General features: G+C 68.4%; 24 protein-coding genes, 1 other RNA gene and 2 pseudogenes. 8 read left to right on the top strand and 19 right to left on the bottom strand.

Going from position 1 to position 26,872, the window contains the following annotated elements:
- From H5J31_RS34045 to H5J31_RS33985, 13 genes and pseudogenes are all read right to left on the bottom strand, one after another.
- Positions 1 to 598: pseudogene (locus tag H5J31_RS34045) on the bottom strand (hypothetical protein); the annotation flags it as partial.
- A 102-nt stretch (positions 599 to 700) separates the two neighbouring features.
- A complete protein-coding gene (locus H5J31_RS34040) occupies positions 701 to 1,699 on the bottom strand; it encodes a C40 family peptidase (protein WP_181776782.1) in 999 nt (332 codons plus the stop codon).
- 4 nt (positions 1,700 to 1,703) lie between these two features.
- Positions 1,704 to 2,300: a hypothetical protein gene (locus H5J31_RS34035; RefSeq protein WP_181776781.1), complete on the bottom strand. Its 597-nt coding sequence runs from the start codon at positions 2,298 to 2,300 to the stop codon at positions 1,704 to 1,706.
- 3 nt (positions 2,301 to 2,303) lie between these two features.
- Positions 2,304 to 4,397, bottom strand: a complete 2,094-nt coding sequence (locus H5J31_RS34030) for a magnesium transporter (RefSeq protein ID WP_181776780.1) — start codon at positions 4,395 to 4,397, stop codon at positions 2,304 to 2,306.
- On the bottom strand, positions 4,394 to 7,357 hold the full coding sequence (locus H5J31_RS34025) for an ATP-binding protein (RefSeq protein WP_181776779.1): 2,964 nt from the start codon (positions 7,355 to 7,357) through the stop codon (positions 4,394 to 4,396). The genes H5J31_RS34030 and H5J31_RS34025 overlap by 4 nt, the downstream gene beginning before the upstream one ends.
- 3 nt (positions 7,358 to 7,360) lie before the next feature.
- Positions 7,361 to 7,837, bottom strand: coding sequence for a hypothetical protein (locus tag H5J31_RS34020; RefSeq protein WP_181776778.1), 477 nt, complete (start codon positions 7,835 to 7,837; stop codon positions 7,361 to 7,363).
- A gap of 13 nt (positions 7,838 to 7,850) precedes the next feature.
- The gene (locus H5J31_RS34015) at positions 7,851 to 8,117 is read right to left on the bottom strand and encodes a hypothetical protein (protein ID WP_005166545.1); all 267 of its coding nucleotides are present in this window, start codon (positions 8,115 to 8,117) and stop codon (positions 7,851 to 7,853) included.
- A gap of 442 nt (positions 8,118 to 8,559) precedes the next feature.
- Positions 8,560 to 9,423, bottom strand: a complete 864-nt coding sequence (locus H5J31_RS34010) for an SCO6745 family protein (RefSeq protein WP_181776777.1) — start codon at positions 9,421 to 9,423, stop codon at positions 8,560 to 8,562.
- A 187-nt stretch (positions 9,424 to 9,610) separates the two neighbouring features.
- Positions 9,611 to 10,000: RNase P RNA component class A (gene rnpB / locus H5J31_RS34005), an RNA gene on the bottom strand.
- A gap of 14 nt (positions 10,001 to 10,014) precedes the next feature.
- The gene (locus H5J31_RS34000; protein WP_407925083.1) at positions 10,015 to 10,605 is read right to left on the bottom strand and encodes a COG4315 family predicted lipoprotein; all 591 of its coding nucleotides are present in this window, start codon (positions 10,603 to 10,605) and stop codon (positions 10,015 to 10,017) included.
- Positions 10,526 to 11,809: an NAD(P)/FAD-dependent oxidoreductase gene (locus tag H5J31_RS33995; protein ID WP_181776776.1), complete on the bottom strand. Its 1,284-nt coding sequence runs from the start codon at positions 11,807 to 11,809 to the stop codon at positions 10,526 to 10,528. The genes H5J31_RS34000 and H5J31_RS33995 overlap by 80 nt, the downstream gene beginning before the upstream one ends.
- Entirely contained in the window at positions 11,806 to 12,615 is an 810-nt protein-coding gene (locus H5J31_RS33990) for a 4Fe-4S domain-containing protein (RefSeq protein WP_181776775.1), read from the bottom strand. The genes H5J31_RS33995 and H5J31_RS33990 overlap by 4 nt, the downstream gene beginning before the upstream one ends.
- Positions 12,612 to 13,262: a DUF4142 domain-containing protein gene (locus H5J31_RS33985; protein WP_181776774.1), complete on the bottom strand. Its 651-nt coding sequence runs from the start codon at positions 13,260 to 13,262 to the stop codon at positions 12,612 to 12,614. Before H5J31_RS33985 ends, H5J31_RS33990 begins: the two co-directional genes overlap by 4 nt.
- Positions 13,263 to 13,510: 248 nt before the next feature.
- Between H5J31_RS33985 and H5J31_RS33980 the strand changes: the two genes are divergently transcribed.
- From H5J31_RS33980 to H5J31_RS33960, 5 genes are all read left to right on the top strand, one after another.
- Positions 13,511 to 14,077 carry a sigma-70 family RNA polymerase sigma factor gene (locus H5J31_RS33980; protein ID WP_181776773.1) on the top strand — a complete coding sequence of 189 codons (567 nt, stop codon included), beginning with the start codon at positions 13,511 to 13,513 and terminating at the stop codon, positions 14,075 to 14,077.
- Positions 14,078 to 14,088: 11 nt separating this feature from the next.
- Positions 14,089 to 14,514, top strand: coding sequence for a zf-HC2 domain-containing protein (locus H5J31_RS33975; protein ID WP_328701684.1), 426 nt, complete (start codon positions 14,089 to 14,091; stop codon positions 14,512 to 14,514).
- Positions 14,515 to 14,545: 31 nt separating this feature from the next.
- The gene (locus H5J31_RS33970; protein WP_181776771.1) at positions 14,546 to 17,371 is read left to right on the top strand and encodes a helix-turn-helix transcriptional regulator; all 2,826 of its coding nucleotides are present in this window, start codon (positions 14,546 to 14,548) and stop codon (positions 17,369 to 17,371) included.
- A gap of 33 nt (positions 17,372 to 17,404) precedes the next feature.
- On the top strand, positions 17,405 to 18,532 hold the full coding sequence (sfnG, locus tag H5J31_RS33965) for a dimethylsulfone monooxygenase SfnG (protein WP_181776770.1): 1,128 nt from the start codon (positions 17,405 to 17,407) through the stop codon (positions 18,530 to 18,532).
- Between the two features lie 242 nt (positions 18,533 to 18,774).
- Positions 18,775 to 19,041 (top strand): hypothetical protein, encoded by a 267-nt coding sequence (locus tag H5J31_RS33960; protein ID WP_181776769.1) that lies wholly within the window; start codon positions 18,775 to 18,777, stop codon positions 19,039 to 19,041.
- 218 nt (positions 19,042 to 19,259) lie between these two features.
- Here the strand turns inward: H5J31_RS33960 and H5J31_RS33955 are convergent, their stop codons facing one another.
- The 5 genes from H5J31_RS33955 to H5J31_RS33935 form a co-directional block, all read right to left on the bottom strand.
- A complete protein-coding gene (locus H5J31_RS33955; RefSeq protein WP_181776768.1) occupies positions 19,260 to 20,999 on the bottom strand; it encodes a hypothetical protein in 1,740 nt (579 codons plus the stop codon).
- Positions 21,000 to 21,113: 114 nt separating this feature from the next.
- Positions 21,114 to 22,247, bottom strand: a complete 1,134-nt coding sequence (locus tag H5J31_RS33950) for a bifunctional RNase H/acid phosphatase (protein ID WP_181776767.1) — start codon at positions 22,245 to 22,247, stop codon at positions 21,114 to 21,116.
- The gene (locus H5J31_RS33945) at positions 22,244 to 22,981 is read right to left on the bottom strand and encodes a zinc ribbon domain-containing protein (RefSeq protein ID WP_181776766.1); all 738 of its coding nucleotides are present in this window, start codon (positions 22,979 to 22,981) and stop codon (positions 22,244 to 22,246) included. Before H5J31_RS33945 ends, H5J31_RS33950 begins: the two co-directional genes overlap by 4 nt.
- 15 nt (positions 22,982 to 22,996) lie before the next feature.
- Positions 22,997 to 23,818, bottom strand: a complete 822-nt coding sequence (locus H5J31_RS33940; protein WP_181776765.1) for a Nif3-like dinuclear metal center hexameric protein — start codon at positions 23,816 to 23,818, stop codon at positions 22,997 to 22,999.
- A gap of 106 nt (positions 23,819 to 23,924) precedes the next feature.
- The gene (locus H5J31_RS33935) at positions 23,925 to 24,245 is read right to left on the bottom strand and encodes a hypothetical protein (RefSeq protein ID WP_181776764.1); all 321 of its coding nucleotides are present in this window, start codon (positions 24,243 to 24,245) and stop codon (positions 23,925 to 23,927) included.
- A 130-nt stretch (positions 24,246 to 24,375) separates the two neighbouring features.
- On the opposite strand from H5J31_RS33935, the gene H5J31_RS33930 reads away from it, so the two are divergent.
- From H5J31_RS33930 to H5J31_RS33920, 3 genes are read left to right on the top strand one after another with little or no spacing between them, the layout of a single operon-like run.
- Positions 24,376 to 24,837 (top strand): low molecular weight protein-tyrosine-phosphatase, encoded by a 462-nt coding sequence (locus H5J31_RS33930; protein WP_181776763.1) that lies wholly within the window; start codon positions 24,376 to 24,378, stop codon positions 24,835 to 24,837.
- 23 nt (positions 24,838 to 24,860) lie between these two features.
- Positions 24,861 to 25,682 carry an SURF1 family cytochrome oxidase biogenesis protein gene (locus H5J31_RS33925; RefSeq protein WP_181776762.1) on the top strand — a complete coding sequence of 274 codons (822 nt, stop codon included), beginning with the start codon at positions 24,861 to 24,863 and terminating at the stop codon, positions 25,680 to 25,682.
- 54 nt (positions 25,683 to 25,736) lie between these two features.
- The gene (locus H5J31_RS33920; RefSeq protein WP_181776761.1) at positions 25,737 to 26,357 is read left to right on the top strand and encodes an FMN-binding negative transcriptional regulator; all 621 of its coding nucleotides are present in this window, start codon (positions 25,737 to 25,739) and stop codon (positions 26,355 to 26,357) included.
- 299 nt (positions 26,358 to 26,656) lie between these two features.
- On the opposite strand, the pseudogene H5J31_RS33915 reads toward H5J31_RS33920, so the two are convergent.
- Positions 26,657 to 26,872 (bottom strand): annotated as a pseudogene (locus tag H5J31_RS33915) (cobalamin biosynthesis protein); the annotation flags it as partial.

Here is a 26,872-nt window from a genome sequence, read left to right as displayed (position 1 = left end):
CGGCCGACGGGGCGACCGTCCGCCACACCGGAGCGGGTCCGATGTTCATCGGCGCCGGAGCGCGCGGCGGCTGACCGGGCGCGGGAGGAGCGGCTTGCGAGGGCGGAGGTGCCTGACGCTGCGCGGGCTTCGGGATCGGGTCGAGGCAGGAGACGAGCACCGTGGTGTTCCCTGGATCATCGACCTTCCGTCCGCTGCGCTCGCGGTAGATCATCTCGCCTTCGGTGTCCATCTCGACCAGGTAACCGGCCTCGGCCAGCTGCTCCTCGTCGAGGTCGATGAGCTTTTCGTAGCGCGAAGGGACGACACGGTAGATCGGCCACGCGAGGTGCGCGTTCTCGTGGTGGAACTGGGCCAGCAGGGCGGCCATCTGCTGCTGCCAGGGCAGCGACATCCCCTCGGCCAGCGAACGCGGCAACACGACATAGCCGGGATCGACGCCCGGCCAGCCCTGGTTCAGCTGGTCCGCGAGCGGCGTACTGGACGCCGGCCTGGCCGCCTGCCGCGCGGGCTGCGGGGAACCGAACAGATCGCGGGGATCGACCTCCGGGCCGTTCGCCGCCGCGGGCTTGCCTCGCCTTCCGAATTTCCGTGCCACGTTCTTCATCCTCTGCCAGTGTGCGGCCGCTTGCCGGTGGACAGGCCGCCACTTCGGGTGAATCCGATGGTCCCGCGGTCGCGAAACCACGCGCTCACCATGCTAAACGCCAGGACGGACCGCCTGCGCGACCACTTCGGCCTCGTCGAAGGAGAATTCGCGGATGTGCACCGGCACCCCGGTCTGCTGCGCCTCGACGATCTTGCCCTCGCCCAGGTACATCATCACGTGGTGGATGGTCGCCGGGTTCGACGGGACGGTGGCCAGGAACAGCAGGTCACCCGGCTGCGCCTGGCGGACCGGCAGCATCGCCCCGGCCTTGTACTGGTCCCGCGAAACACGCGGAAGGATGATCCCGGAGGACTCGTAGGCCCGCAGCATCAACCCGGAACAGTCGTAGGAATTCGGCCCCGTGGCGCCCCACACATACGGTTTGCCCTGTTCGGCGAGCGCGAACTTGATGGCCTGCGCGGCGGCCTGGCTCGGCGGCACCACGCTGCCGACGCTCGTACCGCATCCGACGACGTCGGCGACCTGGCCTTCCTTCTGCACGAGGATCGCGGCCATCGGTTCCCAGTTGTGGTACCGGTCGGGGAATCCGGACCGCTCCACCCGCTGCGCCGCGTCGCCGGGGCGCATGTTCTCCCAGTCCGGCACGGCCAGCAGCACGTCGTAGAACTTGTTGACCTGGTACGGCGGGTCGGTGACCTGCGCGACCGTGCCCCACCCCATCGACGGCCGCATCTGGAAGATGCCGAGCGAGTCGCGGTCACCGTAGGTCAGGTTCCGCAGCTTGGACTCGGTCATCCCGGCCTGGATCGCGACCTGCCAGGCCCGCGGCGAAAGCGACCGCTGCTTGCCGATCGAGATGATCAGCGCGACGATTCCGGCCTGCTCCTGGTCCAGTTTCTGCACGTCGGAGCTGCCCCGGTCGACACTTCCCGGCAGCGTCGGCCCGACCGACGCGTCGCACGAGGTGTTGACGATGCCGCCCGCCTGCGCCTCGGTGTGATCGGTCACCACCTTCGCGACCGTGCCCGTGGTGACCACCGCGGCGAAGACCGCGGCGATCAGCACGCCGACGATGATCCCGATCTTCATCGGGTCACTCCACCTGTTTGAATTCGGTGACCCGCCACCCGGCGTTCGTCTTGACGACGGTGACCGTCACCTTGGGTCCGTCCGTCTGGACGTCCAGCACCATCGAACCCAGCGACGACGAGGCGACCTGAGGTTCCCCGACGACCTGGGTCGCGGTGATGTTGGCCGGGTCGACCGACGCCAGCTTCGCCATGTACTCCACGTCGGTGCGGGGCTCCAGCCCCTTCAGCCACTGCTCGGTCGTCGTGCCGTCCGGATGGTTCGCCCATGCCGTCACCCACTCCTTGGCGACCCGAATACCCTCTTGGTCGATCTGCCCTGACGGCGGTGGGGGCACGCTGGTCAACCTCGGCGGCAACGTCGACGTCCCGGTCACCGGTGCGGCGACACCCGGACGCGAGGTCATGCTCGCCGAGGAACCCGACCCGTTCGCGCTCGTCTGGCCCGGCTTTTCGATGGCTTTGGGCAGCATGATGCCCACGGCGGTGAGCACCACGGCGAGGATCACCAGTGTGCCGATGAGGTGGCGGGGTGAGCGCAGGGGCCACCCCCACAGCCTGCGATAGACCGCGGTACGCCCGCGGTTGGTCCGGATCGGCACGGGTCACCGCCCCACGGCGTGGTCTGTGTCGCGGACTTCGTCACGGACCTCCAGCCCGCGCGAAGGCCGGTACAACACGAAGACCGGCTTGCCAGCGACGACTTCGGGATCGACACGGCGAGGACGCGGTGTCGACGGCCCCGGTTGCACCGGCACGGTGCCCGAGTAGTCAGGCGTGGCGTAGCCGCCGCCCGCGGAATTCATCCGCGACGGCACCACGACCGGCTCCGGTTCGTCGCTCCAGCGCCGATCGGCGACCGGCGAGGTGTCGACCCGGCGACTCGGGACCTGGACAGGACTCCGCCCACCGGAAGTGAACATGGAGTCGCCCGGATTGCCCGCGGACGGGTTGTACTGACCGAAGACCGGCACTCCACCGCCACCACCGGCGGGTAGCGCGGCCATACCGCCGCCCCCGCCGACAGCCCCCGGCCACGGCGCACCGGACCAGGCCGCCGCGGGCCGGATCGCGCCGGAACCGTTGTCGAGCCGCTGGGAACTGGCGAAAACAGTCGCCTCCGGGCGGAACCGGCCGCCACCGACGGTCGCACCCACAGGACCGCGGAGGTCGCCGTCGACGACGTCGTCGGTGTCCCGGACGTTCTGCCAGAAGGCGTCCTGCGGAGTCGGCTCGTTGTTCTTCTTGCGGAAGCGGGAGAACATCCCGCCGCGTGGTGAAGGCACCGCGCCACCGACCATGCCGACGGACATTTCAGCCATCTGCCAAAGCCTGCGTACCGGGCGGCCGACCATGAACAACAGCACGGTGATGATGCCGGCCATCACCATCTGGGTCAGCATCGAGAGGCTGTTGCTCGCGTCGAAGATCGCCTGCAACAGCAGCGAGTGAACGCCGGCGAGCACCGAGAGCACGACCAGGTTGAACGCCACCGCGCCGGCGACTTTGAGCACGCGGCGCAGGATCTCGGGCTGCAGCAGGGCGACCAGGCCGATCAACGGCGCGGTCAGCGTGAACACCCGGATCAGAACCTGTGCCAGCAGCACGGAAGCCTTGGCCAGCAGCTGGAACAACGAGTAGACAAGACTCTGCCCGAGACCGAGGAACCCGGCGCCGGTCCGGCTGCCGTCCTCACCCGTGAAGTATCCGGTGGCCGGGCCGAGCTTCGTCGAGATGTCCTTGTAAGCGGCCTTCTTTCCGTCGACCACGGCGACGTTGCCGTCGTCGCCGTTCCGGATCTGTGGCCAAGTGAAGGCCTGCGCGTCCAGGAGCTTGCGGGCGTACTCCTTCGCCTGCGGGGAATCGGGCGCCCCGAACTCGCCGCGCTGCCAGTTCTTGTAGACGATCTCGTTGTGCAGATTGGTCGGCAGGACGTGCCGCACGACGCGGTCCGAGGATTCGTCGACGAATCCCGCCTGGATGTTCGTCGTGGTCTGGACGATCGCCCTGTCGATCGGGTCGTAGTACCTCAGCAAGGCGAGCGACGAAGCCGCGAGCCAAACCCCGGCCAAGGCGTACAACGCCTTTTTACTGACCGCGGCCAGGTCCCCACGCCAGATGTTGCGGAACAACATGATCGACATGATCAGCGCGGCCAGGCCGAACAACTGGGCGTAGATGTTGTTGTAGACCTTCTCCGCGCCTGCCTTGACCGCGTTGTAGATCGGGTTGAGCAGACCGCCTTCGAGCACGGTGTAGTGCAGAGAGTTCGTGGCGCCGACGATGTTCTTGCCGATATTGAAAAGCTGGTTGCCGGCCCAGGTGTCGATGGTCGAGTCCGGTGAGGTGATCCCGGCCATCGGACTGCAGTCGGTCTCGAAGGTGTGCCACACGAAACCCGCGTAGCTGTAGTCGATGTACGGGCTGCCCGCTTCGCCGTGTCCCTCGGCCGGGTCGATGGCTCCGACCATGCCCGAGCCCGGGCGTTCCGGGTTCGGCGCTTCACCACAGGCCGCTGCCGACGCCGCCGGAGCGGTCGCCACGGCCTGCAGTCCCAGGATCAGCATGACGGCGAACATCGTCGCGCGACGGCTGGGCTTCGTGCGTCCCGGTCGCGGCCCCTCTTTGAGGCGGCGCCGCAGCGCGTGCCAGCCGGCGGCGAACGCGAGCACGAACGCCAGCGTGATCACCGTGTTCATGCGGCATCCCTGCCGGTGCCACCCTTACCGGCGCGCGCGTGCTGCTCGCCCTTTTCCCCGTTCGTGATGTGTCCATTTTGGACTGCGCCTTGGACTTCGCCCGTCTCGGCGGCCAGCGGGTCGGGCGCGCCGAGCATCTGCTCGTCGGTGAGGCCGACCTCGAGTTCGGCCGCGAGTTCGAGGTCCTCTTCGAGTTCGAAGTCGTCTTCCTCGGGCGGCGAGGCCACGAACTGCTTCTCCGCCGGGACGGCGAGTTCGTTGCCCGGCCTGGAAGGTTTCGCGTCGGGCGAGCCCGGCGTGGTGTCCATGACCCGGCGCAGGTGTTCCAGGTGCGGTCCGGAGAAGTCGACGCGGATCCGCTCCACGCCGCCCGCACCGTCGCCGAAGATGAACTGCCGAGGCTCGACGTCCCGCTGGAGATCCCGCGACGAGCCGGGACGGCGGCCCAGTGCCGCGACGACCTGTTCGTAGCCGACGCCGACCGGGACCTTCAACAGGCGCAGCGCGTCGGCCTGGGCGTCGTCGTCGTCGAGACGGCCGACGAACACCGAGTCCAGCAGTGCCACGAAACCTTGGATCTTCAGGAAGTCCGCGGGGATCTGCGAGGACAGCAGGACACGGACGTTCCACTTACGCGAGTCACGGGCGAAGCGGTTCATCAGCACGCGACCGGTCGGGACCTCGGAGAGGAAGAACGCCTCGTCGATCCAGACGCCCTTGCGCAGTTCCTTCGGCTTCTCGTACACCGACCGCTGCGTCAGCCACGCGGCGAGGTTCAGCATCTCGACGCCGAGGGATTCCGCGTCCGTCCAGTATTCGCGCGGGACGCCGTCCTTGGGCAGGGTCAGGCCCGCCATGGTCAGCACGGTCATCCGGTCGTCGCGGGTCTCGGCGTACGGGTCCGCGTCGGTCTCCGGGATGAGCAGGGCCATCCGCTCGCGCATCTCGTCGAGGAAGTCCGCGACGACGACGGCGTGCTCGTGGTGCTCGCTGGAGTCTCGGCGCAAGGCGTCGATGACCTGGCCCGGGTCGGCTTCGAACCGGCCGCCGACCGCGCGGACGGCGCGCAGCAGCACGATCCGGGTCTGCGCCATCCGCGAGACCTCGTACGGCAGGACCCCGGTGAGGACGTCGAGCACGAGACGACGGCGCGTCGCGCCCGCGAGGGCCTTCTCGCGCCGCCACGAGCGCTCTGGGTCCTCTTCGTCCATGAAGTGCTCGATCTGCGGCTCGGCGACCACCCGGTACGGGTTGAGGATGCCGGGCTGCGCGTTGAGCAGGTTGATGTTCCGCGCGTACGGCCTCAGCTCGGGCAGGTCGCACAGCCGCGACAGCGGGCCCGAGGGGTCGAGGATCGTCCAGTGCGCGCCCGCGCGGAGCGTCTTGTAGACGATGCCGCCGCCGAGGAACGACTTACCGCCACCGAGGCCGGCGACCATCGCGGTCAGCCCGGAACCGTCTCGGATCTCCTGCGCCATCCACGGGTCCCACGCCACCGGACGCCGGGTCGCGGTCACCGTCTCGCCGAGCAGGATGCCGCGGCGGTCGCCCACCTCGGCCGTCGCCGTCGGGACCGACGAGGACGCCCACACGACCGATCCGCGGCGCATGTACGCCGCCGAGGCCAGCGGCTCGCCGGGGATGAACTCCCGGGCCAGCGCGTACTGCGCCTCGGGATGTTCGACGGCGATCTTGGGCTTGTAGAGGTCGAGCAGCTGCTGGGCCAGGCGCAGCGCGTCGCGCTCGGTCGGCCCGGACACGGCCAGCCGCCACCACGACCGCACGCGGGTGGCGAGCGCGGTGAAGCCCGACGTCATCTCGTCGTCGATCTCCAGCACCCGGCCCGCCTGGCGCGCCAGCGACTGCGGCGGCTCCAGTTCGTGCTCGTCGGTGTAGTGCTTGACCTGCGAACGCACCTTGTTCATCTGGCGTTGGAGCTCCCCCGCCACTTCCTCGGGGCGCCGGACGTAGATCCGCGCGGACACCTCGACCGCGGCGGGCAGCCGGTCCGCGTGCTGGATCCACGGGTCGTCGACCTCGGGGATCTGCAGGCCGTGCATCTGGCCGACGGTGAGGACGGCGAGGTGCCGCGACACCCCGGCGTTCGAGCCGGTGCGGCCGCGCACGGTCACCGTCGGCGCGTACGGCTCGGCGTGGAAGTCCGCCGCGTCGGTGAAGCTGGCGAGGTCCTCGGGCTCCCAGGCGGCGCCCGGGACGGCCGGCATGTTGCGCGGCGCGGGCAGGCCCAGCGAGCACGAACGGTGCATCAGCCAGGACATCTCTTCGGCGTGCACCGGACGGCCTTCGAGACCGGCGGAACCGATCACCTGGTCGAGGTGCTCGACCTCGGAGTCGAGTGCGGCCAGTTCGGCGTCGACGGCCTCGGGGAGGATCTTGCGCAGCACGGGGGCGGCGCTTTCGACCGCGCGGTCGATCATCCGGCGGGTCTGCACCTGGACGCCGAGGTAGACCTCTTTCTCGGCCATCGAACGGCCCATGAGCTGCTGCTGCTCGCCGATGAGGTAGTCGTCGAAGGAGAGCGCGCCCTGGACGTCCTGGGGACGGCCGACGGCGTTGTGCACGTGGGCCTCGGCCCACATCCGGATCGGGTACGGCCGGTTGGTCACGCGCAGGTGCAGCCAGCGGCCCTGCAGTTCGGCGTACTGGCCCGCGATGGCCGCGATCAGGTCGCGGCGCTGCGAATCCGAGCGGAACGACCAGCGCTGCGGCGCGAGCCGGTACCAGGCGTAGACCTCATAACCGGTGCGTAACAGGTGTCCGTCGATGCTTCGCGCCGCGATCGACGGGGTATAGGTAGGTATGGCCGCCTCTCCGGGCAGCCGCCTCCCCTTGCCCGAAGCGTTCTTGGGCTGCGCGGAGCGAACCTGCTGGGGCTGGTTCCAGGCCCCTTGGTGCAGGTCACGATCACGTTTTCCTCGGCTTCCGCCGCGACCGAACAACGACTACCTCCCGGCCTGAGCCGCAGGGCGGCTCCGACGCGCTCGTGGTGTTCCCTGAGCTCCGGCGCCGCCGCCGTAGCCGTGGTGCTGGTACTGCCGTCTCCTGCGATGCTTCGGCAACGGGCGGGTCGCCCGCACCCGGACGCGGGAGGCGCTGGCTGCGCCACCCGTACCCGTGGTCCGTTCTCTTGGTGTGTTGAGCTCTTTCGCCGCCATCCCGGCCACGGCGCCCAGCGGGCGCTCATGGCTGATCTTGGACGTGATCAACCTGGTGATCACGATTGTGGCGACGAAAGCCCAGGCGGTCGAGAAGAACCCGAAGCTCCAGCCCGCCCACCGTTCGACGGTGAGCACGAGCAGGAAGACCGGGATACCGACGAGCCACGCGACGTAGCGGGCTCTCCAGGGAAAAGTCGCTTTCGGCGGGCCGAGCCACACGGCGTCGACCCGGTAGACCTCGTCATCGGTGCGGATACGCAACGCGAGCCCTGCCTCAGCCCGTGAAGAGGCCGGCGATCCACTGGCCCACGTTGACTCCGGCACCACTCACGGCGAGACCGATGATCGCCAGCGCGATCACGACACCGGCGAGACGGCGCATGACACCCGCGTTGTCGCCCTTGCCTCCACCCAGCCACAGGAGCAGGAGCGCGACCGCGAGCAGCACCAGAGGGATGATGTTGTCGATCAGCCAAGTACGGACGTTGCCGGTGCCGAGCTCGCCGGCGGCCAGCGTGTCGAGGGTGGTCAAGGTCATCATCGCATTACTCCCGGTGCGCGGAGAGGGGGTTCGCGCGGTTCTGGCTCGGTGGTGCTTCGAACATCATGGCGTCACGAGGGGTAGTGGTCAAAGCGCGCTCTGTAAATGTAGTTTTATCGACCGATCACAGAGCGAGGCACAGCACCACGACCATCCTCGGTCTCCATCATCGTTGCAAGGGTCGTCTGGATTAACCCCGGCCACCCGTATTTCGCAGTGTGCTGACGAACTCACCCGGTTGCGCGGTTCCTGTTCACTGTGAGTGCGGATCGACCGACTGTAATCCGGCCGTGACCAGTGTGACATGACTCGTTCGGTGGCTTCTCGCGAGTCCGCACTGTGAACGCGCTTTCGACAAAATTACCGGGCACCGATCAAGGAAAAGTCACGCTTCCGTTACCCAAAGCGAAAACCTGACCCGCATTTTCACTACACAGCGTGATTACCGACCGGCTGCGAACACATTCGCGGGAAAAGCGCCCGCTTCGACGGCCTGACGGCTCAACGGCCCGCAAAGTTCGTGAAGACGTTTCGTCTTTTCCTCGCCGAGGTGTTCCCAGGGACCGGTCGACGCCGCGTTGGTCTGGACTTCGATCCGTTCGCGGAGTTCGGTGCCGGCTTCGGTGAGGCCGCCTTCGGCATCGAGGATGCCCTTTTCGCGAAGTTCGACCGTTGCGGCATCCCACTGCTCGTCGCTCCAGCCGCGGGACGCCTTGGCCGTCTCGGCCAGGAAGCCCTTGCCGGTGGCGGTGTGGGTGACGAGGGCGTCGAGCCCGTCGAGACCATTGAGGACGAGAGCCGCGATATGGCCGTCGCCGCGGTGCTCGCGAAGCAGGGTGATCGCGTGCCAGAGGACGAGGTGCGGCTCGCTCGGCCAATCGAGGTCCGCGTGCCCGGCGTAGAGCGGGCGACCGCCGACCTGGCAACCGCCGGTCGCCTCACGGGCGAGCTCGGCCGCTTCGGCGACCTCCGGGGAGTCCAGGGTGTCCTTGCCGAGCAGCCGGGTCAGTGTCGCGTCGACGGCTTCGAACCGCGCCTCGATGACCCTGTCCGGGCTGGCCAGCGTCCACGCGCGCGGGATGTAGCGGGCGACCAGCTCCGGATTGAAGTTGTAGAAGGTGGCGGCGACGACGCCCGCGCCGACCGCGCCCATCGGCGCCGCTCGGCCGGCGAAGTAGGTCATACGACCGGGCCGGATCCCGGCGTCGGTGAGCGCCGCTTCCGTCTCCGGCGCGAAATAGGTGAGGGAATGCAGTACATCGAACGTCCCGCGGAACCGTCCCGTGACCCGACTCGCTTCGCCCATGAGGGCACCCTACCGGCAAGTAGCCATGGTCCGCAGCGCCCGGAGGACCCGAAAAAGAGAGCAAGGGACCTTTGCTATCACTTCCCAGGTCAGCGGGCGTTTCCAGGCGCGGAGGTCCGTGAAGGCCTCCTTCCCTACCTTGAGAGTAGGGAAGGAGGCCTTCACGGACCGAAAAGCCGAAGAAGTACGGACGAGCCGGCGTGTAAGCCGGATCCTGTCCTCGCCTCGCCTTGCGGCTCCGCGAGTGGCGGCCATCCATCTAGGCCCGCCGTCGCCGACGGGCTCGAGCGGCCTACCCGCAGACTCGGGCGGGCAGCCCTCGATCGTCTGCGCAGAAGCCTCGCGGCTTCCTCTTGGCCTTGCTCCGGGTGGGGTTTACCTAGCCGTCCTGGTCACCCAGGACGCTGGTGGTCTCTTACACCACCGTTTCACCCTTACCTCCGCGAGCGGAGGCGGTCTGTTCTCTGTGGCACTGTCCCGCGGGTCGCCCCGGGTTGCCGTTAACAACCACCCTGCCCTGTGGAGTCCGGACTTTCCTCGAACCGGTTTCCCGGCTCGCGGCCGCCCTGCCGACTCGTCCGACGGCGAATCCTACTGCACCGGCGCGGGCAGGCAGTTCAGGTTGCGCTGCCCGTCGGGTTTGATGACGAACCAGACGTGGTCGGTGCCCTGTCCGGTCCATTCGCCGGGCCGGGCGTTGGCGAATTTGTACAGCGGCCAGCCGGCGAGGGTGACCTGTTTGGCGCCTTCGGGACGTTTGACGGTGCCGACGAGCGCCGGATCGATGCCGGTCACGGACGGCGTACCGGTGGTCGTGACGGGGATCCAGACGACGGCGCATTCGCCGAGGCACGCCGACTTGGCCTTGTGCGGGTTGTCGTGTTCGTAGCGGAAGAGGACGGCTCCCTCGCCGTCGAGCACGGCCTGGCCCATCTTGCTCATGGAGACGGCGGTGAGTTCCGTGGGCGGCTCACCGACCGGGGTCTCCGACGAAGCGGGGGGAGCGCTGGTTCGCCGGGTGGTGCTCGGCTGCGGGGTCCGCGGGCTGGGGAGGGCTTCGGTGACCGGAGCCCCCGCCGTCAGCGCCGCCTGGTCCCCCGAATCAACCGCCTGCCACCACATCGCGGCGCCCACGACGAGCGCCGCCACGACGACGAGCATGGTCAACCGTGATCGGCGCATCTGGATTCTCCGTTTCTCCCGGGTGGTCGACGGGGTTCTGCTCCGCTATCTCGTTGGTCCAGTGGAGGACGGCGGATGGGCTGTCGAGGCCGATGACGCCGACGAGGCGTCCCTTGCGGACGAAGCCGGTGACGGGTTTCTCGCCGCCGACGGGCGAAGCGAGCGCGACGGTGTCGGTGCCGAGCTTCGGGATGCCGCCCGCCTGGATCCGCATCCCGTGCTGTTCGGACCAGAACCGTGGCACCGGCGCGAACGGCTGCGACGCCTGCGGCCCGGCGAGGAGGTTCTCCGCGGCCGCACGGCCCATCTCGACGGCATTGAGCCAGTGCTCGACGCGCCGGGGCGTTTCGTCGAAACGCAGGTTGGGCCACTGGGCGACGTCGCCCGCCGCGACGATGTTGCTCATCCCCAGCACGTGACAGGTGGGCGAGCAGACGACGCCGTCGTCGAGCGGCAGCTTCGCGCCGCGCAGCCACGAGATCGACGGCACGGTGCCGACGGCCACGACGACGCAGGAGACGTCGAGGATCCAGCCGTCCGAAGAGTGCAGCCGCAGCCCGGTGGCGGTGGTCTGCCAGGTGTCGATGGACGCGCCGAGCGCGAGCCGCACACCCCGCGATCGGTGCAGCGCCGAGAGTTTCTGCCCGATGTGCTTGCCGACGACCTCGCCGAGCAGGTGCTCGGACCGGCCGATGATGGTGACCTCGCGGCCCGTCTCGCGCAGGCTCGCGGCGACCTCGCAGCCGATGAACCCACTGCCCAGCACCGCGACCGGACCGTGGTCGGCGGCGAGGTTGTCGCGCAGTTCGGCGGCGTCGGCCAGGGTCCGGACGACGACCACGCGCGGATGTCCGTGCGGCACACCGGAAAGCCGCCGCGGTTCGACGCCGCTGGCGATGACGAGCCCGTCGTAGGGCAGTTCCTCCGCGCCGGGCAGGTGGACGACCTGACGGCCCGGCTGCAGATGCGTGGCCGGGGTGTTGAGACGCCATTCCGCGTCGATCTCGTCGGGCCGGGCGAGCATCATGTCCGCCGGATGCGTGGCGCCGGTGAGGAGTTGCTTGGACAGCGCGGGCCGGTGGTACGGCAGGTCGGGTTCGTTGCCGACGATCACGAGTTCGCCGTCGAACCGCAGTTCCCGCAGCCGTTCCGCGCACCGCAGCCCCGCCAGCCCGCCGCCGACGATGACGATCCGTTCGCTCATTGACCCGCCCCTTGCAGTTGGATGGCTCGCATCGGACAAGCTCTGGCCGCGGCCTGGACCTGCGGCACCTGTTTGGCGCCGGGTTTTCGGAGATAGCGCAGCTGGCCGTCACCCTGTAACTGGAAGACCTGCGGCGCTTCGGCCTGACAGATGGCGTAGCGATGGCATTTCTTGTCGTCGACGGAGATCCGGACCGGTTCGGCACGTCCGGTCTCGCCGTCGAGGAGGCCGAGCCGGACCAGCGCCGGGAGCGGGAGCACCCGGAGCACGGTGAGCACGACGGCCGGGGTGAGCACGGTGATCCCGCCGAGCCAGACCGTCGCGAGCGTGCCGTTCGCGGCCGCGCCGAGCCAGGAGTGGATTGCCAGCAGACCGACCGAGAAGTAACTGACCTGATGGAACCGCTGCCAGTTGCGGTTGACCACGCTGCGCCGCAACGCCGCGGTGACCGCGACGGCGACGAACAGTTCCAAGCCGACGACGCCGGCCGCGTGCCGCGCGAACCCGTCGCCGGTGAACGGGATCAGCAGGTTCGGCAAGCTGAACGATTCGTCGTCGAGGAAGAGATAGGACAGGCCGTGGACCACGCCGGTGGCGAGGGTGAACGCGGCGAGCACGACGTGGCCGCCGCGCAGCGCTTCGTGCCCGGTGACACGCCTGATCCAGCCGGTGGCGCTCAGCACCCCCCACGCCAGCGTCAGGCACATCGTCACGTAGGCGAACCGGGCGGAAAGCGTGGCGATGTCCCGCACCCCGCTGTCGTGCGGCGACGAGGCCGGGATGACGGCGAGGAGCGAGGCCGTCATGCGCGCCTGCCCGGCGAGCCGAGTACCCGCACGACGCCGAAGGTCGCGGCCGCGGCGATCCCCACCATGATCACGCCGAGCGTGACGTCGCCGCCGTCGAGTTCGTTGCCGCCGTCGGCGACGACCATCAGCGAGGTCGTCTCGGCGATGCCGGTGCTTTCGAGCAGGGTCATATGCCGCATGACGGTGTCGACGGCGGTCTGGGCGAACGAGCGCATCGCGTCGTCACGGGTGGCGGCCCGGACCTGGGAGGCGAGTCCGAAGATGCTGCCGTGCGCGGCGCGGGCGCGGTTGACGTAGACGCGGTCGAAGTCGGGGCCGCCGGCGCCGGTGATCTCGTCGACCCACGACCGCTGTTCCTCGGTGGGTTCACTGGGGAGTTGGACGCGGACCTTCGAAGCGAGATCTCGTACCTGGGCGTCGAGGCGATCGTGGTCGTCGGCGAGTTTGCGGCCGACCTCGCGTACCCGCTGGCCGCTCCCGCGTTGTTCCGCCTGGCGGCTGACCGGGCCTTCCCACAGACCCGCCTGGCGCACCCGGACGAGCAGTTCCCGATCATGGGCGTCGATTTCCGCGTAGGCATGGGCGGGAGTTCCCACCCATATCACCATGCAGGCGATCATCACTCCGAGCAGTCGATAGATCATTTCACCCGTCCCCGTTCAACAAAGTGCCTCATAAGGGAGGTACGGGGAACCGGAGCGGCCGGTTCGATCTCTGCCCATCAGGCCAGTGTGACGTGCATCACACGACACATTTAGAACCGTTTATCGCCGCCGTACGTACCGGATGACTAATAGTAAATAGAGCACTACTGCACATGGCTTACAGCGATAGTCTGCGCTACGGTGGGCGGACCTGTTAAATCCTCCACCGCTGGGAGGTTGCGAGCTTTATGGAAGCAGTGGGCAGAGGATGTCAGTTCGGCCGCGATCGTCAGGCCACCGACATGTCCGAGGATCCATCAGACGAGCTTATTTCGTTGCTGTACAAGGATTTTCGGGACCCGCTGTTCCATCAGGTCATGCATCTGACCGGACATGATCAACAATGGACCGAAGACGTGGTCCAAGAGACACTGATCCGCGCGTGGCAACATTCCGACACGTTGAACCGCGAACCGGGAATGCTGCGCGGCTGGCTGCTCACGGTCGCCCGCCGGATCGTGATCGACGGCTGGCGAAACCGGCGCGCGCGGCCACAGGAGGTGGAGCTGGAGAGTTCCGAAAACGCCGAAATATCGGACCGGACGGATCAGTCACTGTCCGCACTCGTCATTTCCGAAGCGCTGCGATATCTGGACCGCAAATATCAGGCGGTCATCTACGAGACGTATCTGACCGGACATACGGTCCGGGAGGCGGCGGTGATATTGGGAATCCCGGAGGGAACCGTCAAATCACGGCTGTACGCGGCTATGAAGACATTGCGACGGTCGTTAGGAGAGCTGGGTTCGCGATGAGGAAGCGAAAGGTGAAACACACCGATGCCGCGGCCTATGTGCTCGGTGTGCTCGATCAAGCGGAGGCATACGCCTTCGAGAAGCACTTGAAAGGCTGCGAGCGCTGCGGGCGCCAGGTCGCGGAATTCACGTCGGTGGAGGACGCGCTCGCGAAGGCCGATCTGCGCTACCTGTCCCCGGGTGGCGGCGCCACGTCCGTACGGCGGCCCGCCGCCTTCATCGTGCGGCGCTGCGGGCGGCTCTCGATGATCGCGGCCAACCTGGTCGTGGTGATCCTGGCGTGCGTCATCGCGGCCCTGATGTCGTCGCACCGGGCAGGCGGCCGGTATCGGCGCGTCACGTCGGATGCGGACATCACGTCCCCGGCTCCCCTCGACGACGACCTGGACGGCGGCTCCGACCAGCGATTACTCCCACTACCTCTTACGTTCAAGTAGTCTGCCGCAAGCCGACACGAAGGTCTCTACGGTGCATACCGAAGTAAATCCCGAGAGCCCCTTCGGCGGGCCTTCGGTACCGAAGCGCCGCGCCGCCGGGCTACTGGGTCGCGACAGCGAACTCGACACGATCAGCGGGCTGTTCCGGGCCGCCCTGCACGGCCGCGCCACCAGCGCGGTGGTGGTCGGCGAGTTCGGCATGGGCAAGTCGTCGCTGCTCACGGCGGCAGGCGAACTGGCGAAGGCGGCCGGGTTCACCGTCTCGATCGCCGCCGCGTCCCGGCTGGAGACCCATCTGAGCGGCGGTGTCTGCCGCCAGCTGATCGAGGGGCTCACCCATGCCCCCGCCGAAGCCGGTTCGCCACGGCCGCGGACGCCGCATGCCACCGAATCCCTGCCCGACCGCCGTCCCCGGAACGAGCAGGAGCAGACGGAGGCGCTCGACGCCTTCTTCCACACCGTCCGGCACGCCGCCGAACAGGGTCCCGTCTTCCTCGGCATCGACAGCATCCATCTCGCCGACCCGTGGTCGATGCGCTGTCTCGCCTACATCCGGCACCGGGTGGAGAACCTGCCGGTCATGGTCGTGCTGACCTCCCTCATCGGGCATCTGCAGACCGGCGAGGTCGCCCTGCTGGAAATGTCCGGCTGTACCCCGGCGACGATCAAACTGCGCGGGCTGGGCGCCCGTCACGTCGCCGAGTTCCTGCACCTCTCCCCCGGCCGGTTCGCCGAGGAATGCCGCGAGATCACCGGCGGCAACCCGTTCCTCCTCGGCGCGCTTCGCCGCCGCATGGTGGCGGGTATCGATCTGGACACCGCCGGGTCGCCGATGATCGGCGAGGTCCTGCGCGTCCGCATGCACGAGTACACCGCCGCGCCGAAGATGCTCGAAGCCGTCGCGATCCTCGGCGAGGACGCGAGTTTCGATCTGCTCGCGCAACTCGCCGGCGTCGACGAGATCACCGCGCTGGAGGCCATCGACACGATGGTCCGCGTGCACCTGCTGAGCAACAGCCACCAGCCCGCGCTGACCTACCGTTTCGTCCGCAACTCGGTGCTCGCCGACATGCCGCTCACCACCAGGGCGGTCAACCATTCCCGTGCCGCGCGGCTCCTGCACGACGCGGGTGCGCCGCCGGAGCGGATCGGGGCCCATCTGCTGGAGGCCACCGCGATCAGGATCCCCTGGGCGGTGAACATCCTCCGGCTCGCCGCCCGGTATTCGGTCGTCGAAGGCGACGCCGAACTCGCGGTCAAGTTCTTGCTGCGGGCCCTGGAGGAACGGCTCAGCGAACGCAAGCGGATGGCGATCCTGCTCCAGCTCGCGCACGCGGAGTTCCACTGCGACCCGGAACTGGCACCCGCGCGGGTGCGCGAGGCCGTCGACCACATCGACGACCGGGAGACCGCGGCCTTCGTCGCGACCGCGATGATCCTGTCGCTGTGCTGCGGCCAGGACGCGCGGCTGGCGATCAACTCGGCCGGCCAGTTCGCCGCGCGGCTCGACGCAGGCGGCCCCGACGCCGTCTGGCCGTTGCTGTGCATGACGTACCTCGCCGAAGCGGGCAGCCGGCTCGGGCCGCCGCCGGACTTCCGTGACTTCGAACGGCAGTGGGCGCCCCTGAACGACCCGGCCGCACAGCAGAGCCGCTCCGGTCTGCTCGCCCTCGACACGGTGCGGAGCGGGAAGTCGTCGGCGAACGCGGTCCGCCATTTCGGCGAGGCACTGTCCGGGGAGCAGCCGGAACTGTTCGAGCAGCCCTACTTCTTCACGCTCGCGACGGCCGTTCTCGCCGATGAGGCGGCGCTCACCGATCGGCTCTGCCAGGTGCTCGACACCAAACGTCTGCCGTGGGACTTCCACGTGCCGAAGGGCGCTCTCGCCACCCTCGCCCGCGGGATCGCCCTTCAGGCGGGCGGCGATCTCGTGCGGGCCAGTGTCCACTACGAATCCCTGGTGCGGCAGTTCGACGAACGCGGCGCCCTCGGCAAATGCCCGGTGGCCGTGCTCTGCACGGCCCGGCTGATCGAGACCTCGGTCGACCTCGGCCGCTTCGACGTCGCAACGGCGGCGCTCGACAAGATCGATTTCGGGGCCACACAAGCACTCTTCACGCACAATTACCTGCTCTACGCCCGCGGAAGACTTCGGGCGGTCACCGGCGAGTTGGAACTCGGCTACGAAGATCTGCGCGGCTGCGGCCGCCGTCTCGAACACCACGGCATGAGTTTCCCGGGATTCGCCCCTTGGCGGGCGTACGCCGCCCGCACAGCGCTGGCGCTCGGGCGCACCGACGAGGCGGCCCGGCTCGCCGCCGAAGACCTCGAAGCGGCGCAACGCTGGGGAGCACCCCGGATCCTCGGCGGCGCACTGACCACGGCGGGCCTCGTGCGCGACGACGACGAGGCCGAACGCCTGCTCACCAAGGCCGTCGACGTCCTCGGCGGATCGACCGCGAAACTCGCGCTGGCCGAGGCACTGACCGAACTCGGCGCGGTGCGGGCCCGGCACGGACAGGGCCAGAAGGCGATCGACACACTCCGTCAGGCCGCGCAATCGAGCAGGCATTGCGGAGCCCGGCCGCTCGCGAGGCGGGCGGCCGAGGCACTGCGGGACGCACGAGCGAGCTCGGTGACGGCCAAGGACAACGAGCACGGACTCACCAAACAGGAATACCGTGTCGCGGTGATGGCGTCACAGGGTCTCACCAACCGGGAAATCGCCGAGGCGCTGCACCTGACCCGCCGCACCGTCGAACTGCATTTGTCCGGCGCCTACCGCAAACTGGAGATCACCGGGCGCACCGAATTGAGTTCCGCGCTCAGCCGTTCCCAGCGCGTGGACGGCGATTGACGGATTCGCCCACCCGGCGGTTCACTCCGCGGCATGCCGGGAATCGAATCCGAACCACTCAAATTCGCCTATTGGGTCCCCAATGTGAGCGGTGGGCTGGTCACCAGCGACATCGAGCAGCGCACCGACTGGGGATACGAGTACAACCGGGAACTGGCCGTCCTCGCGGAGAACAGCGGGTTCGAGTACGCGCTCAGCCAGGTCCGCTACACGGCCAGCTACGGTGCCGCCTACCAGCATGAATCGACCGGCTTCAGCCTCGCGCTGCTGCTCGCGACCCAGCGGCTGAAGGTGATCGCGGCGATCCATCCGGGGCTGTGGCATCCCGGCGTGCTCGCCAAGTTCATCGCCAGCGCGGACGTGATCTCCGGCGGGCGCGCCGCGGTCAACGTGGTCAGCGGCTGGTTCAAAGACGAATTCACCGGTCTCGGTGAACCCTGGCTCGAACACGATGAACGGTATCGGCGTTCGGAAGAGTTCATCCGCGTGCTGAAGGAACTCTGGACGAACGACCACGCCGAATTCAACGGCGATTTCTACCGCATTCACGATTTCGACATCAAGCCCAAACCGGTCGGTCGGCCGCATCCCGAGGTCTTCCAGGGCGGCAACTCCACCGCCGCGCGGAAGCTGGCCGGCCGGGTCTCCGACTGGTACTTCAGCAACGGCAAGGACTTCGACGGATTCAGCGAGCAGGTCTCGGAAGTCCGCGGCTACGCGGCCGAGAACGACCACTCCGTCCGCTTCGGGCTCAACGGTTTCCTCATCGCACGGGAGACCGAGAGCGAGGCGAAGGCCGTGCTGCGGGAGATCGTCGAGAAGGCGAACACCGAAGCCGTCGAAGGTTTCCGCAACGCCGTCAAGCAGGCAGGAAGCTCCACATCGGACAAGAAGGGGATGTGGGCCGACTCGGAGTTCAAGGATCTGGTGCAGTACAACGACGGTTTCCGCACCGGGCTGATCGGCACGCCCGAACAGATCGCGGACCGCGCCATCGAGTACAAGAAGCGCGGGGCGAACCTGCTGCTGCTCGGATTCCTGCACTACCTGGAGGACGTCGAGTACTTCGGCAAGCACGTCCTGCCCGTGATCCGGGCCAAGGAGGCGGATCTGGAACGCGGCTCCGCCACCCCCGAACCCCTCGTCACTTCGGCCCCCTGACCCCGACCCCCTGCCGCACTCCGCGTTTAGTCCTCTGAATGCTGTCGTTGCGCGTGCAACTACCGCATCCAGAGGACTAAACGCGGGGAGGGATGCCCACGCCCGTGGACCTCACAGCGGAGACCCGGCAACGCCACATCTGCCTCACCCCCTCGATAAGCCCACGGCGACGACAGTGCTTTGGCAGTACCTCGAAATACGCTGGCCGCCGCACTCCGAACCCGAGGATCCTGGGGGATCACATGCACCATGTCCAACGGACGGCGGCGCGAAGGTCGCTTCGTCAGCGGGTCGCGGTCACCGCCGCCTGCACGGCGGCGACCATCGCACCGTTGCTTCTTGCCGCACCTTCCGCCCAAGCTGGCGAAATACGCTACGCGGGCCCGTTCTGGAAGCACGCGGTCTGCCTTGACGAGCAGTCCGACTACGCCCGCTACTACAAGATCGTGCAAGCCTGCTATCGGCCCAACGGGACCTCGTGGGGCTTCGACTACACGGAACGCACCTAACGACGAAGGCCGCTCCCCGGAGGTCCCACCTCGGGGAGCGGCCTTCGTCGTGTATGCGCGTGCAACTACCGCATTCAGAGGACTAAACGCGGGGAGTTGCGTTCTCGCGTGGGCCGCTCGGCCCGGAACGTCGTGAAGGCCTCCTTGCCTACTTCGAGGGTAGGCAAGGAGGCCTTCACGGACAGAGCGAACGCATTCAGAGGACTAAATGCGGGGGGTTACTGGCCCGAGTAGACGGTCTGGCCGGGGTGCATGGTCGGGCCGCAGTCCTTGAGCGGGCCACCGAAGCGCGCGGCCTCGACGTCCGGCAGTGTCTTCGCGGCGTAGTCCTGGGCCGCCTTCAGCTTCTCCGGGCTGGTGATGGCGTCCTTGCGGACGAAGTCACCGTTGCGCGGCCCGCCACCCGGGTACACGAAGATCGGCTCGTAGTCGCGGTCGATCCGCGGGTCGACGGTGATGCCGTTGCCCGCGGCCCACGGGCCCCACGAGTGGATGAAGGTCGGCTTGACCTTGTCGAACACGTAGTCGCGCAGGCCCGGCATGTCGCCGTTCTTGACGTAGTCCGCGACGTCCGCCTCGACCAGCCCGGCCATGTCGACCAGGTGCAGGCGGCTGGTCATCGACGAGCCACCGAGGTCGGGCAGCAGCAACGACGCCTGCTGCAGGCCGAGGATGTCGGCGATGGTGTTGAAACCGCGGCCGAAACGGTCGGCGATGAGGCAGGCGGGCACCGTCGGGACCTCTTGGAACTTCTCCGACGACGACGCGAAGCCCATCCCGGACGGGATCGCGGCCGCGACCAGCACGAGCACCACGACCGCCCGCAGTACCGCCCGCGAACGGCGCAGCAGTTCGCCCGCGGCCAGCGTTCCGGCCAGCGCGGCGAGGATCCAGATCGGGGTGGCGAAGCGGTGCTGGCCCATCCAGTCCGGGACCATCACGCCGTAGGCGATGATGCCCAGCGCCAGCGGCGTGATCAGCGCGACCAGCGCCCGTCGCCATTCCGCCCGGACCAGCGCGTAGCCGATGGTCAGCGCCAGCAGGATCGTCCCGGCGACGCCGGCGTAACCGACCAGCTCGAACGGCTGCTTCAGCGCCGAGAGGCCGGGCAGGCCCTGTCCCTTCGCGATGGACGGGTTCGCCAGCAGCCTGCCGAACTCCGCGATCCGCCAGGCGAGGTACGCGCCGAACGGGATCGCGAACGCCACCACGGACACCACGATGAACTTGACGCTCTGCCCCAGCAGCGGCTTACGCAGCTGGAACAGCACGACGAGCGGGTACGCGCCGCCGTAGATCAGGCCTTCGGGGCGGGTCAGCGCGGCGAACGCGACCAGAACGCCGGACCAGATGGCGACCTTCGCGGTGAGCACGGTGTCCTTGCGCACGGCCACGAACAGCAGCACGGCGAGCCAGGCGACGGCCATCCCGAACAGGGAGTTCTCGAGACCCGAGACGGTCCAGATGACGAACGACGGGATCGCCGCGAGCGTCAGCCCGACGACCAGCGTCGCCAGCCAGGCGAAGCGTTCGAAGATCTGCTTCGCCGCGACGTGGCACGCGGCCAGCGTCCCCGCGGTGAACAGGAGCCCGAGCAGCTTCGGGAACAGGACGTAGTCGGGGAGGCCGAACAGCATTCCGCTGTCGAAGACGCCGACGAGTTTGCCGAGCGCCAGCAGCACCAGCCAGGTCGAGTTCGACCAACCCTCGACCGACGGCTGCCCCGGCTGCAGCACCGGGCCGATCCCGTCGGCGAAGCTGCGCGCGTAGGAGAAGGTGATGGCCGCGTCGTCGACGATCCAGTGGCCGTAGAGGGTGGCGTGCCAGGCCAGCGCCGCGACGCCGGCGAGCACCGCCAGGTAGGGCGCGATCCGGGCGGCCAGGCCACGACGGGCCGGCGTCTCCGCCGGGTCGGGCACGCCTTTTTCGGAAGCTTCGCTCAGTGCGCTCGCCGTCATGTCCCCGTCTTTGCCTTTTCGCTCACGTGCCCGTCGCCGAAACTGTAGCCAATACCCCATCGACCGCCCGCGACACGTCATATCCAGGCGTGATCCGCGCCACATTCCACCGGTTCAGGACAGGTGCGAGATGTCGTTCACCAGGCGGACCGACGCGTTGCCGTCCGGGTAGAACTCGACGATCGACAACGACGCCAGGTCGAGGTGCAGGCGGAACAGCAGCGACGGCCCGGCGTCGAGGCCCATCCGCAGCAGCGCCTTGATCGGCGTGACGTGGCTGACCAGCACGAGGGTGCGCCCGCCGTACTGCGCGATCAGCTCGTCGCGCGCCTTGCGGACACGACGGTGGACGCCGTCGAAGCTCTCCCCGCCGGGCGCCGCGATGGAGGTGTCCGAGAGCCAGTTGGTCTGGAACTCGGGGTCACGGTCCATGGCCTCTTTGAAGGTAAGGCCTTCCCAGTCGCCGAAATCCGTCTCGATCAGCCCGGGATGCGTCTCGACGCGGCCGCCGAGCGCGTCGGCGATCGCCTGTGCGGTCTGCTGGGTGCGGATCAGCGGCGAGGCGATGATCGGCGCGGCCTCGCCGTCGACGATCAGGCCCTCCATCGAACCGAGCCGTTTCGCGGCGGCGGCCGCCTGCTGCTTGCCGTGCTCGGTGAGCGGAACGTCGCCGCGGCCCGAGTAGCGCTTCTCGACCGACATCGCCGTCTGGCCGTGCCGGACGAGCAGCAGTTTGGTCGGCGTCCCGGTGGCACCGGTCCAGCCGACCGGGCTGATCCTGTCCTGCTTCACGGTCTTCGGGTTTTCGGCCTTCGCGGCCTTCGGCGCCTTGTCGCCGTCGGGACCGGCGTCCATCGCCTCGTTCGCGAGGCCGTCCGCATGCGAGTTCTCCGCGCGCGGGATCCATTCGTAGCGCACCCGCGAAAAGCGCGTCGCCAGTTCCTTCGCCTCGGCCGCGAGCGGCTGCATCGACGGGTGCTTGACCTTCCAGCGCCCGGACATCTGCTCCACCACGAGCTTCGAGTCCATTCGGACGTCCACAGTGGACGCTCCGAGTTCGGCGGCCGCGGTGAGCCCGGCGATCAGGCCGGAGTACTCGGCGACGTTGTTGGTCGCGATGCCGAGGAAGGCCTTGCGCTCGGCGAGCACCTCGCCGGTGGCCGCGTCCTTGACCACCGCGCCGTACCCGGCGGGACCGGGGTTGCCCCGCGACCCGCCGTCGGCCTCGATGAGCACGTGGTCGGTCACAGGCCGGACTCCAGGGTGCGCACCAGGATGGCGCCGCAGTTCTCGCACTGGATGACGTTGTCTTCGGGGGCCGCCTTGATCTCGGCGATCTCGCGGCGGTCGATGTCGAGCTGGCAGGCGCCGCAACGACGAGCGCGCAGCAGCGCCGCGCCGATGCCCTTCTGCTCCCGGACCCGCTCGTAGAGCTTCATCAGGGCTTCCGGGAAACGCGGCAAGAGCTTGGCGCGGTCTTCGTCGCGACGCGCCTTCGTGGTGTCGAGGTCGGTGAAGTTCTCGTCGCGGCGACGGATCGCTTCGGCGACCTCGTCCTCCGCCTTCGCCACCTCGGCGCTGGTGCGCTTGGCGTCGAGTTCGAGTGCCTCACGCCGTTCCATCAGTTCGAGCAGGTCGTCTTCGAGCGCGGACTGGCGCCGGTTGAGGCTGTTCAGCTCGTGCTCGATGTCGGCCATCTGCTTCGCCGCGACGGAACCGGATTCGAGCAGCTTGCGGTCGCGGTCCCCGCGGGCGCGCACCGACTCGATCTCCTTCTCCTGTCGGGCGATCTCGCGGTCGAGGTCGGACGCCGCCGTCTGGACCGAAACCAGTGCGTCGCGCCGATCGCGCACCGTCTTCTCGCCCGCGTCGATCTCGGCGAGTTCGGGCAAGGTGCGGCGGCGGTGGGCGGTACGCGAGAGTTCGGCGTCCACCTTGGCGAGTTCGAGCAGCTGGCGCTGGATGGCGGGATCAGCCTTCACGGTGCTCCTTGATTCTTAGTGCTCGGTTCGGGTGGCCCGTAGCGTCCACGGGTCGGTGCACCGCGTGGAGACGTGAAGGTCGACGTTACCCGCAAACACGGCGCGGACGACGGCCGAGGCTTGCTCGCACCACGGCCATTCGCTCGCCCAGTGCGTCACGCCGACCAGGGCGGGGACTTCGGTGATCTCGGCGAGGTGCTCGCCGGCGGGATGATGCCGGAGATCGGCGGTGACGTACGCGTCGACACCCGCCGCGGCGGCCCGCTTCAGATAGCTGTCCCCGGAACCGCCGGAAACGGCGACGCGGCGGATCAGGCGGTCCGGATCGCCCGCGCCGTAGACGCCGGGTTCCGTACGCGGCAAGGCGTTCGCGACCCGTTCGACGAAGACCGAGAACGGTTCGGGCTCGGGCAGCTCGCCGATGCGGCCGATCCCGGTGACGCCGTCCTCGCGCGGGGCGAGCGGGCCGAGCACGGTCAGGCCGATGGCTTCGGCGAGCGCGTCGGAGACGCCGGGCGACGCGGAATCGGCGTTGGTGTGCGCGCAGTAAAGGGCGACACCGGCGCGGATCAGGCGGTGCACGAGGCGGCCCTTGGTGCTGTCGGCGGGGACTCCGTGGACGCCGCGCAGCAGCAGCGGGTGGTGCGCGACGATCAGCTGCGCGCCACCCGCGATCGCCTCGTCGACGGTCTCGTCGACCGGATCGACACAGAACAGGACCTTGTCCACGTTCTCGGCCGGGTCACCGCAGACGAGTCCGACGGCGTCCCAGGATTCGGCGAGTTCGGGCGGATACGCCTGCTCCAGGGCGGCGATGACTTCGGCTAGCGCGGGCACCCGGCGATTTTCGCACGCGGCGGGAGCAAGGGACCTTTGCTATCACTTAAGCCGCTGACCTGCGAAAAGAGAGCAAGGGACCTTTGCTATCGCCTTCGGGCGCGCGTCACTCGAGCGCCTTCGCGTCCTTGTTGACCGCCCACCGGCCGGCGGCGCGCATCACGCGACCCGTCCAGAGCATCACCCGATAGGCCTTCGTCGAGTGATCAGGGACGTCGGCGTGGTCGACCTGATAGGGCGCGACGGACGCGCTCGACCGGAGGTGCAAGGGCATCCTGGTCATCGCCTCTTTCGGCGATCTCGCCTGGACGAAGTGGTGCTCCGAAAGGATCCGCCCGACCTCGTAGGGGTGCGGAAGCTTGACGGTGATCCGATACCAGCGGAGTCCGGTTGCCGGAGACTCGATGCTGGGTGTTGGTGCGCTCATTCGCGACCTTCCTGCGTGTTTCTCTCCAGGAGGTCTACTCCCGCTTCGCCCCGGCTTTCCAGCTTCGCGCGCCCGGTAGCCGTTCGGAGCCGGTGAGCGGTCGATCTCCCGCGGCCTTCACACTGATCGGGTGCTGCACATCGTCTTCGTCTGTTCCGGCAACATCTGCCGCTCGCCGATGGCCGAACTCGTCTTCCGCGCGAAGCTCGAAGAGGCCGGGCTCGACAAGGTCGCGGAGGTGTCCAGCGCAGGCACCGGCGGCTGGCACGTCGGCGAGGCCGCCGACAAGCGGGCCCGCGCGAAGCTCGCGGAACACGGCTACCCGACCGGCCACGTCGCGGCCGAGGTCGACCGCGGTCATCTCGCCGCCGACCTGCTGCTCGCCGCGGACGAGAGCCACCTCTCGTTCCTCCGCCGCCAGGCGCCGGACCCGTCGAAGGTCCGCCTGCTGCGCGAGTTCGATCCGTCCGCACCCGAAGGCGCCGAGGTCCCGGACCCGTATTACGGCGAAGACGACGGTTTCGAGGACGTTCTCGGCATGATCGAGCGGGCCGTTCCGGGCCTGCTCGACTGGGTGCGCGCACACGCCTGAGGCGGACCGCTTACCGTGGTGGGGTGCGGTTGAAGTTCCTGCTGCGGCCCGGATGGCTGGCGTTGACGTTGGTGGTGTTCACCTTCGCCGTCTGCTGCTTCACCCTGCTGGCCCCGTGGCAGTTCTCCCGCGACTCCGAACGCGAGCACCAGAACGCCGCCCTGCGCGAGTCGTTTTCCGGGCAGCCGAGGTCCCTGGACGAGCTGCTCCCCGGCGGTGCAGCCCCTGATCAGCGCACTGAATGGCACCTTGTCGCACTGAAGGGCACCTACCTTCCCGAGGGCGAGGTCGTAGCGCGTCTGCGGTCCGTACAGGGCGAAGCGGCCTACGAGGTACTGACACCGTTCCGGACCGTCGAGGGCACCGTCGTACTGGTGGACCGCGGCTACGTGCGGCTCGATGACAAGTCGCGTGCTCTCCCCTTCGCCGCGCCTCCCGCCGGGACGGTCGACATCGTCACGCGGGCGCGCCATGACGAGAGGGACGGGAAGAACCGCGACGCCTTCGCCGACGAGTCGACAGGTGGTCAGCTCCAGAGCTACGTCGTCGATTCCCAGGTCGTCGCGCGCGCGGCGAAGCTGGACATCCGGCCGGGCTACTTCCAGCTCGACGTGAACCAGCCCGGCGTACTCGGCGCGCTGCCGCTGCCGCAGACCGACGCCGGACCGTTCTTCTCCTACGCGCTCCAGTGGATCGCGTTCGGTGCGATGGCGCTGATGGGCTGGCTGTACTTCACCGTCCGCGAGCTGAAGCCGGGCGGCGCGCTGACCACGGAACGGCCGCAGCGCCGCAAGAGCGTCGCGGAGATGCTGGCCGAGGACGAACGCTCCGAAGTGGCCACCTGATCCGTCACGAAACTGGACCTTTTGTAGGTCCATTCGGCATGCTCATACTCGCTCATGCTGATTCACCCGTGGGACGCCGCCCACGACGACGCCGAGTGGAAGGCCTGGCTGTCGGGACACGACTTCGGCCAGCTGATCGCCGGCGGGGTGGGCCGTGACCTGCCGATCGTCAACCCGGCACACTTCGTCTACGACGGCGATCGAACGGTCCTGCTGCACCTCGCACGCCCCAACCCGGTCTGGCCGCTGCTGGAGGAGCACCCGCGCGCGCTGCTCGCGGTGACCGACGACCACACCTACATCCACTCCGCCTGGAACACGCCCGCCGACCCGCCGCACGGTGTCCCGACGTCGTACTACGCGTCCGTTCAGCTCGAATGCGACGTCCGGCTGATCGACTCCGCCGAGGAAAAGGCGGCGCTCCTGGACCGGCAGCTCGCGCACTTCGAGTCCGGCTCCGAGCGGTTGGACGTGAGCGCCACCGAGGCGCCGGACAACCGGCTGCTCCCCGGCATCCGCGGGGTCGAGCTGACGGTAACCGGGGTGCGGGCGAAGTTCAAGTTCGGCGGCAACAAGCAGCCCACCGACCGTTCGCGGATCGACGCCGAACTGGAGCGCCGGGGCGATCCGAGGGACGCCCGGGCACGGGCCCAGCTGGCGCGGCGGGAGCGATAGCAAAGGTCCCTTGCTCTCTTTCCGCAGGTCAGAGCCCCAGGCGAGAGCAAAGGTCCCTTGCTCCCCGCGTAGCTGGGCCTCGCAGGTGACTGTGTGGGTTTTGGGACGTCAGATGTCCCGAAATCCACACAGTCGGCGTCCGCGCCTCGGGTGTGTGGAAATAGGGACGTTGAGTGTCCCTATTTCCACACGGCCCTCTCGTCGCGGCGATAGCAAAGGTCCCCTGCTCTCTTTCCGCAGGTCAGAGCCCGCGGCGATAGCAAAGGTCCCTTGCTCCCCCGACGGCGGAAAAGGCCAGGTCAGCGCCGTCGTCGCCGAAGCCCGACGAGTACGGCCAGCACCACCGAGCTGATCGCGCCCAGCCATCCGACGACCCGCGAAAGCTCCACGGCCCGCGTCACGTGGCCGGCGTCGGGGTTGCGGCCGATGCCGAGCACCGGCAGTTCCTCGACGCCGTGCGGGTACACGGTCCGTCCACCGACCCGGATCTCCAGCGCGCCGGCGAACGCGGCTTC

Source organism: Amycolatopsis pittospori (assembly GCF_013870525.1).
Lineage (GTDB): Bacteria > Actinomycetota > Actinomycetes > Mycobacteriales > Pseudonocardiaceae > Amycolatopsis > Amycolatopsis pittospori.
The sequence above is the reverse complement of the archived record's forward strand: the minus strand, read 5'-3'. Positions and strand labels throughout refer to the sequence as shown.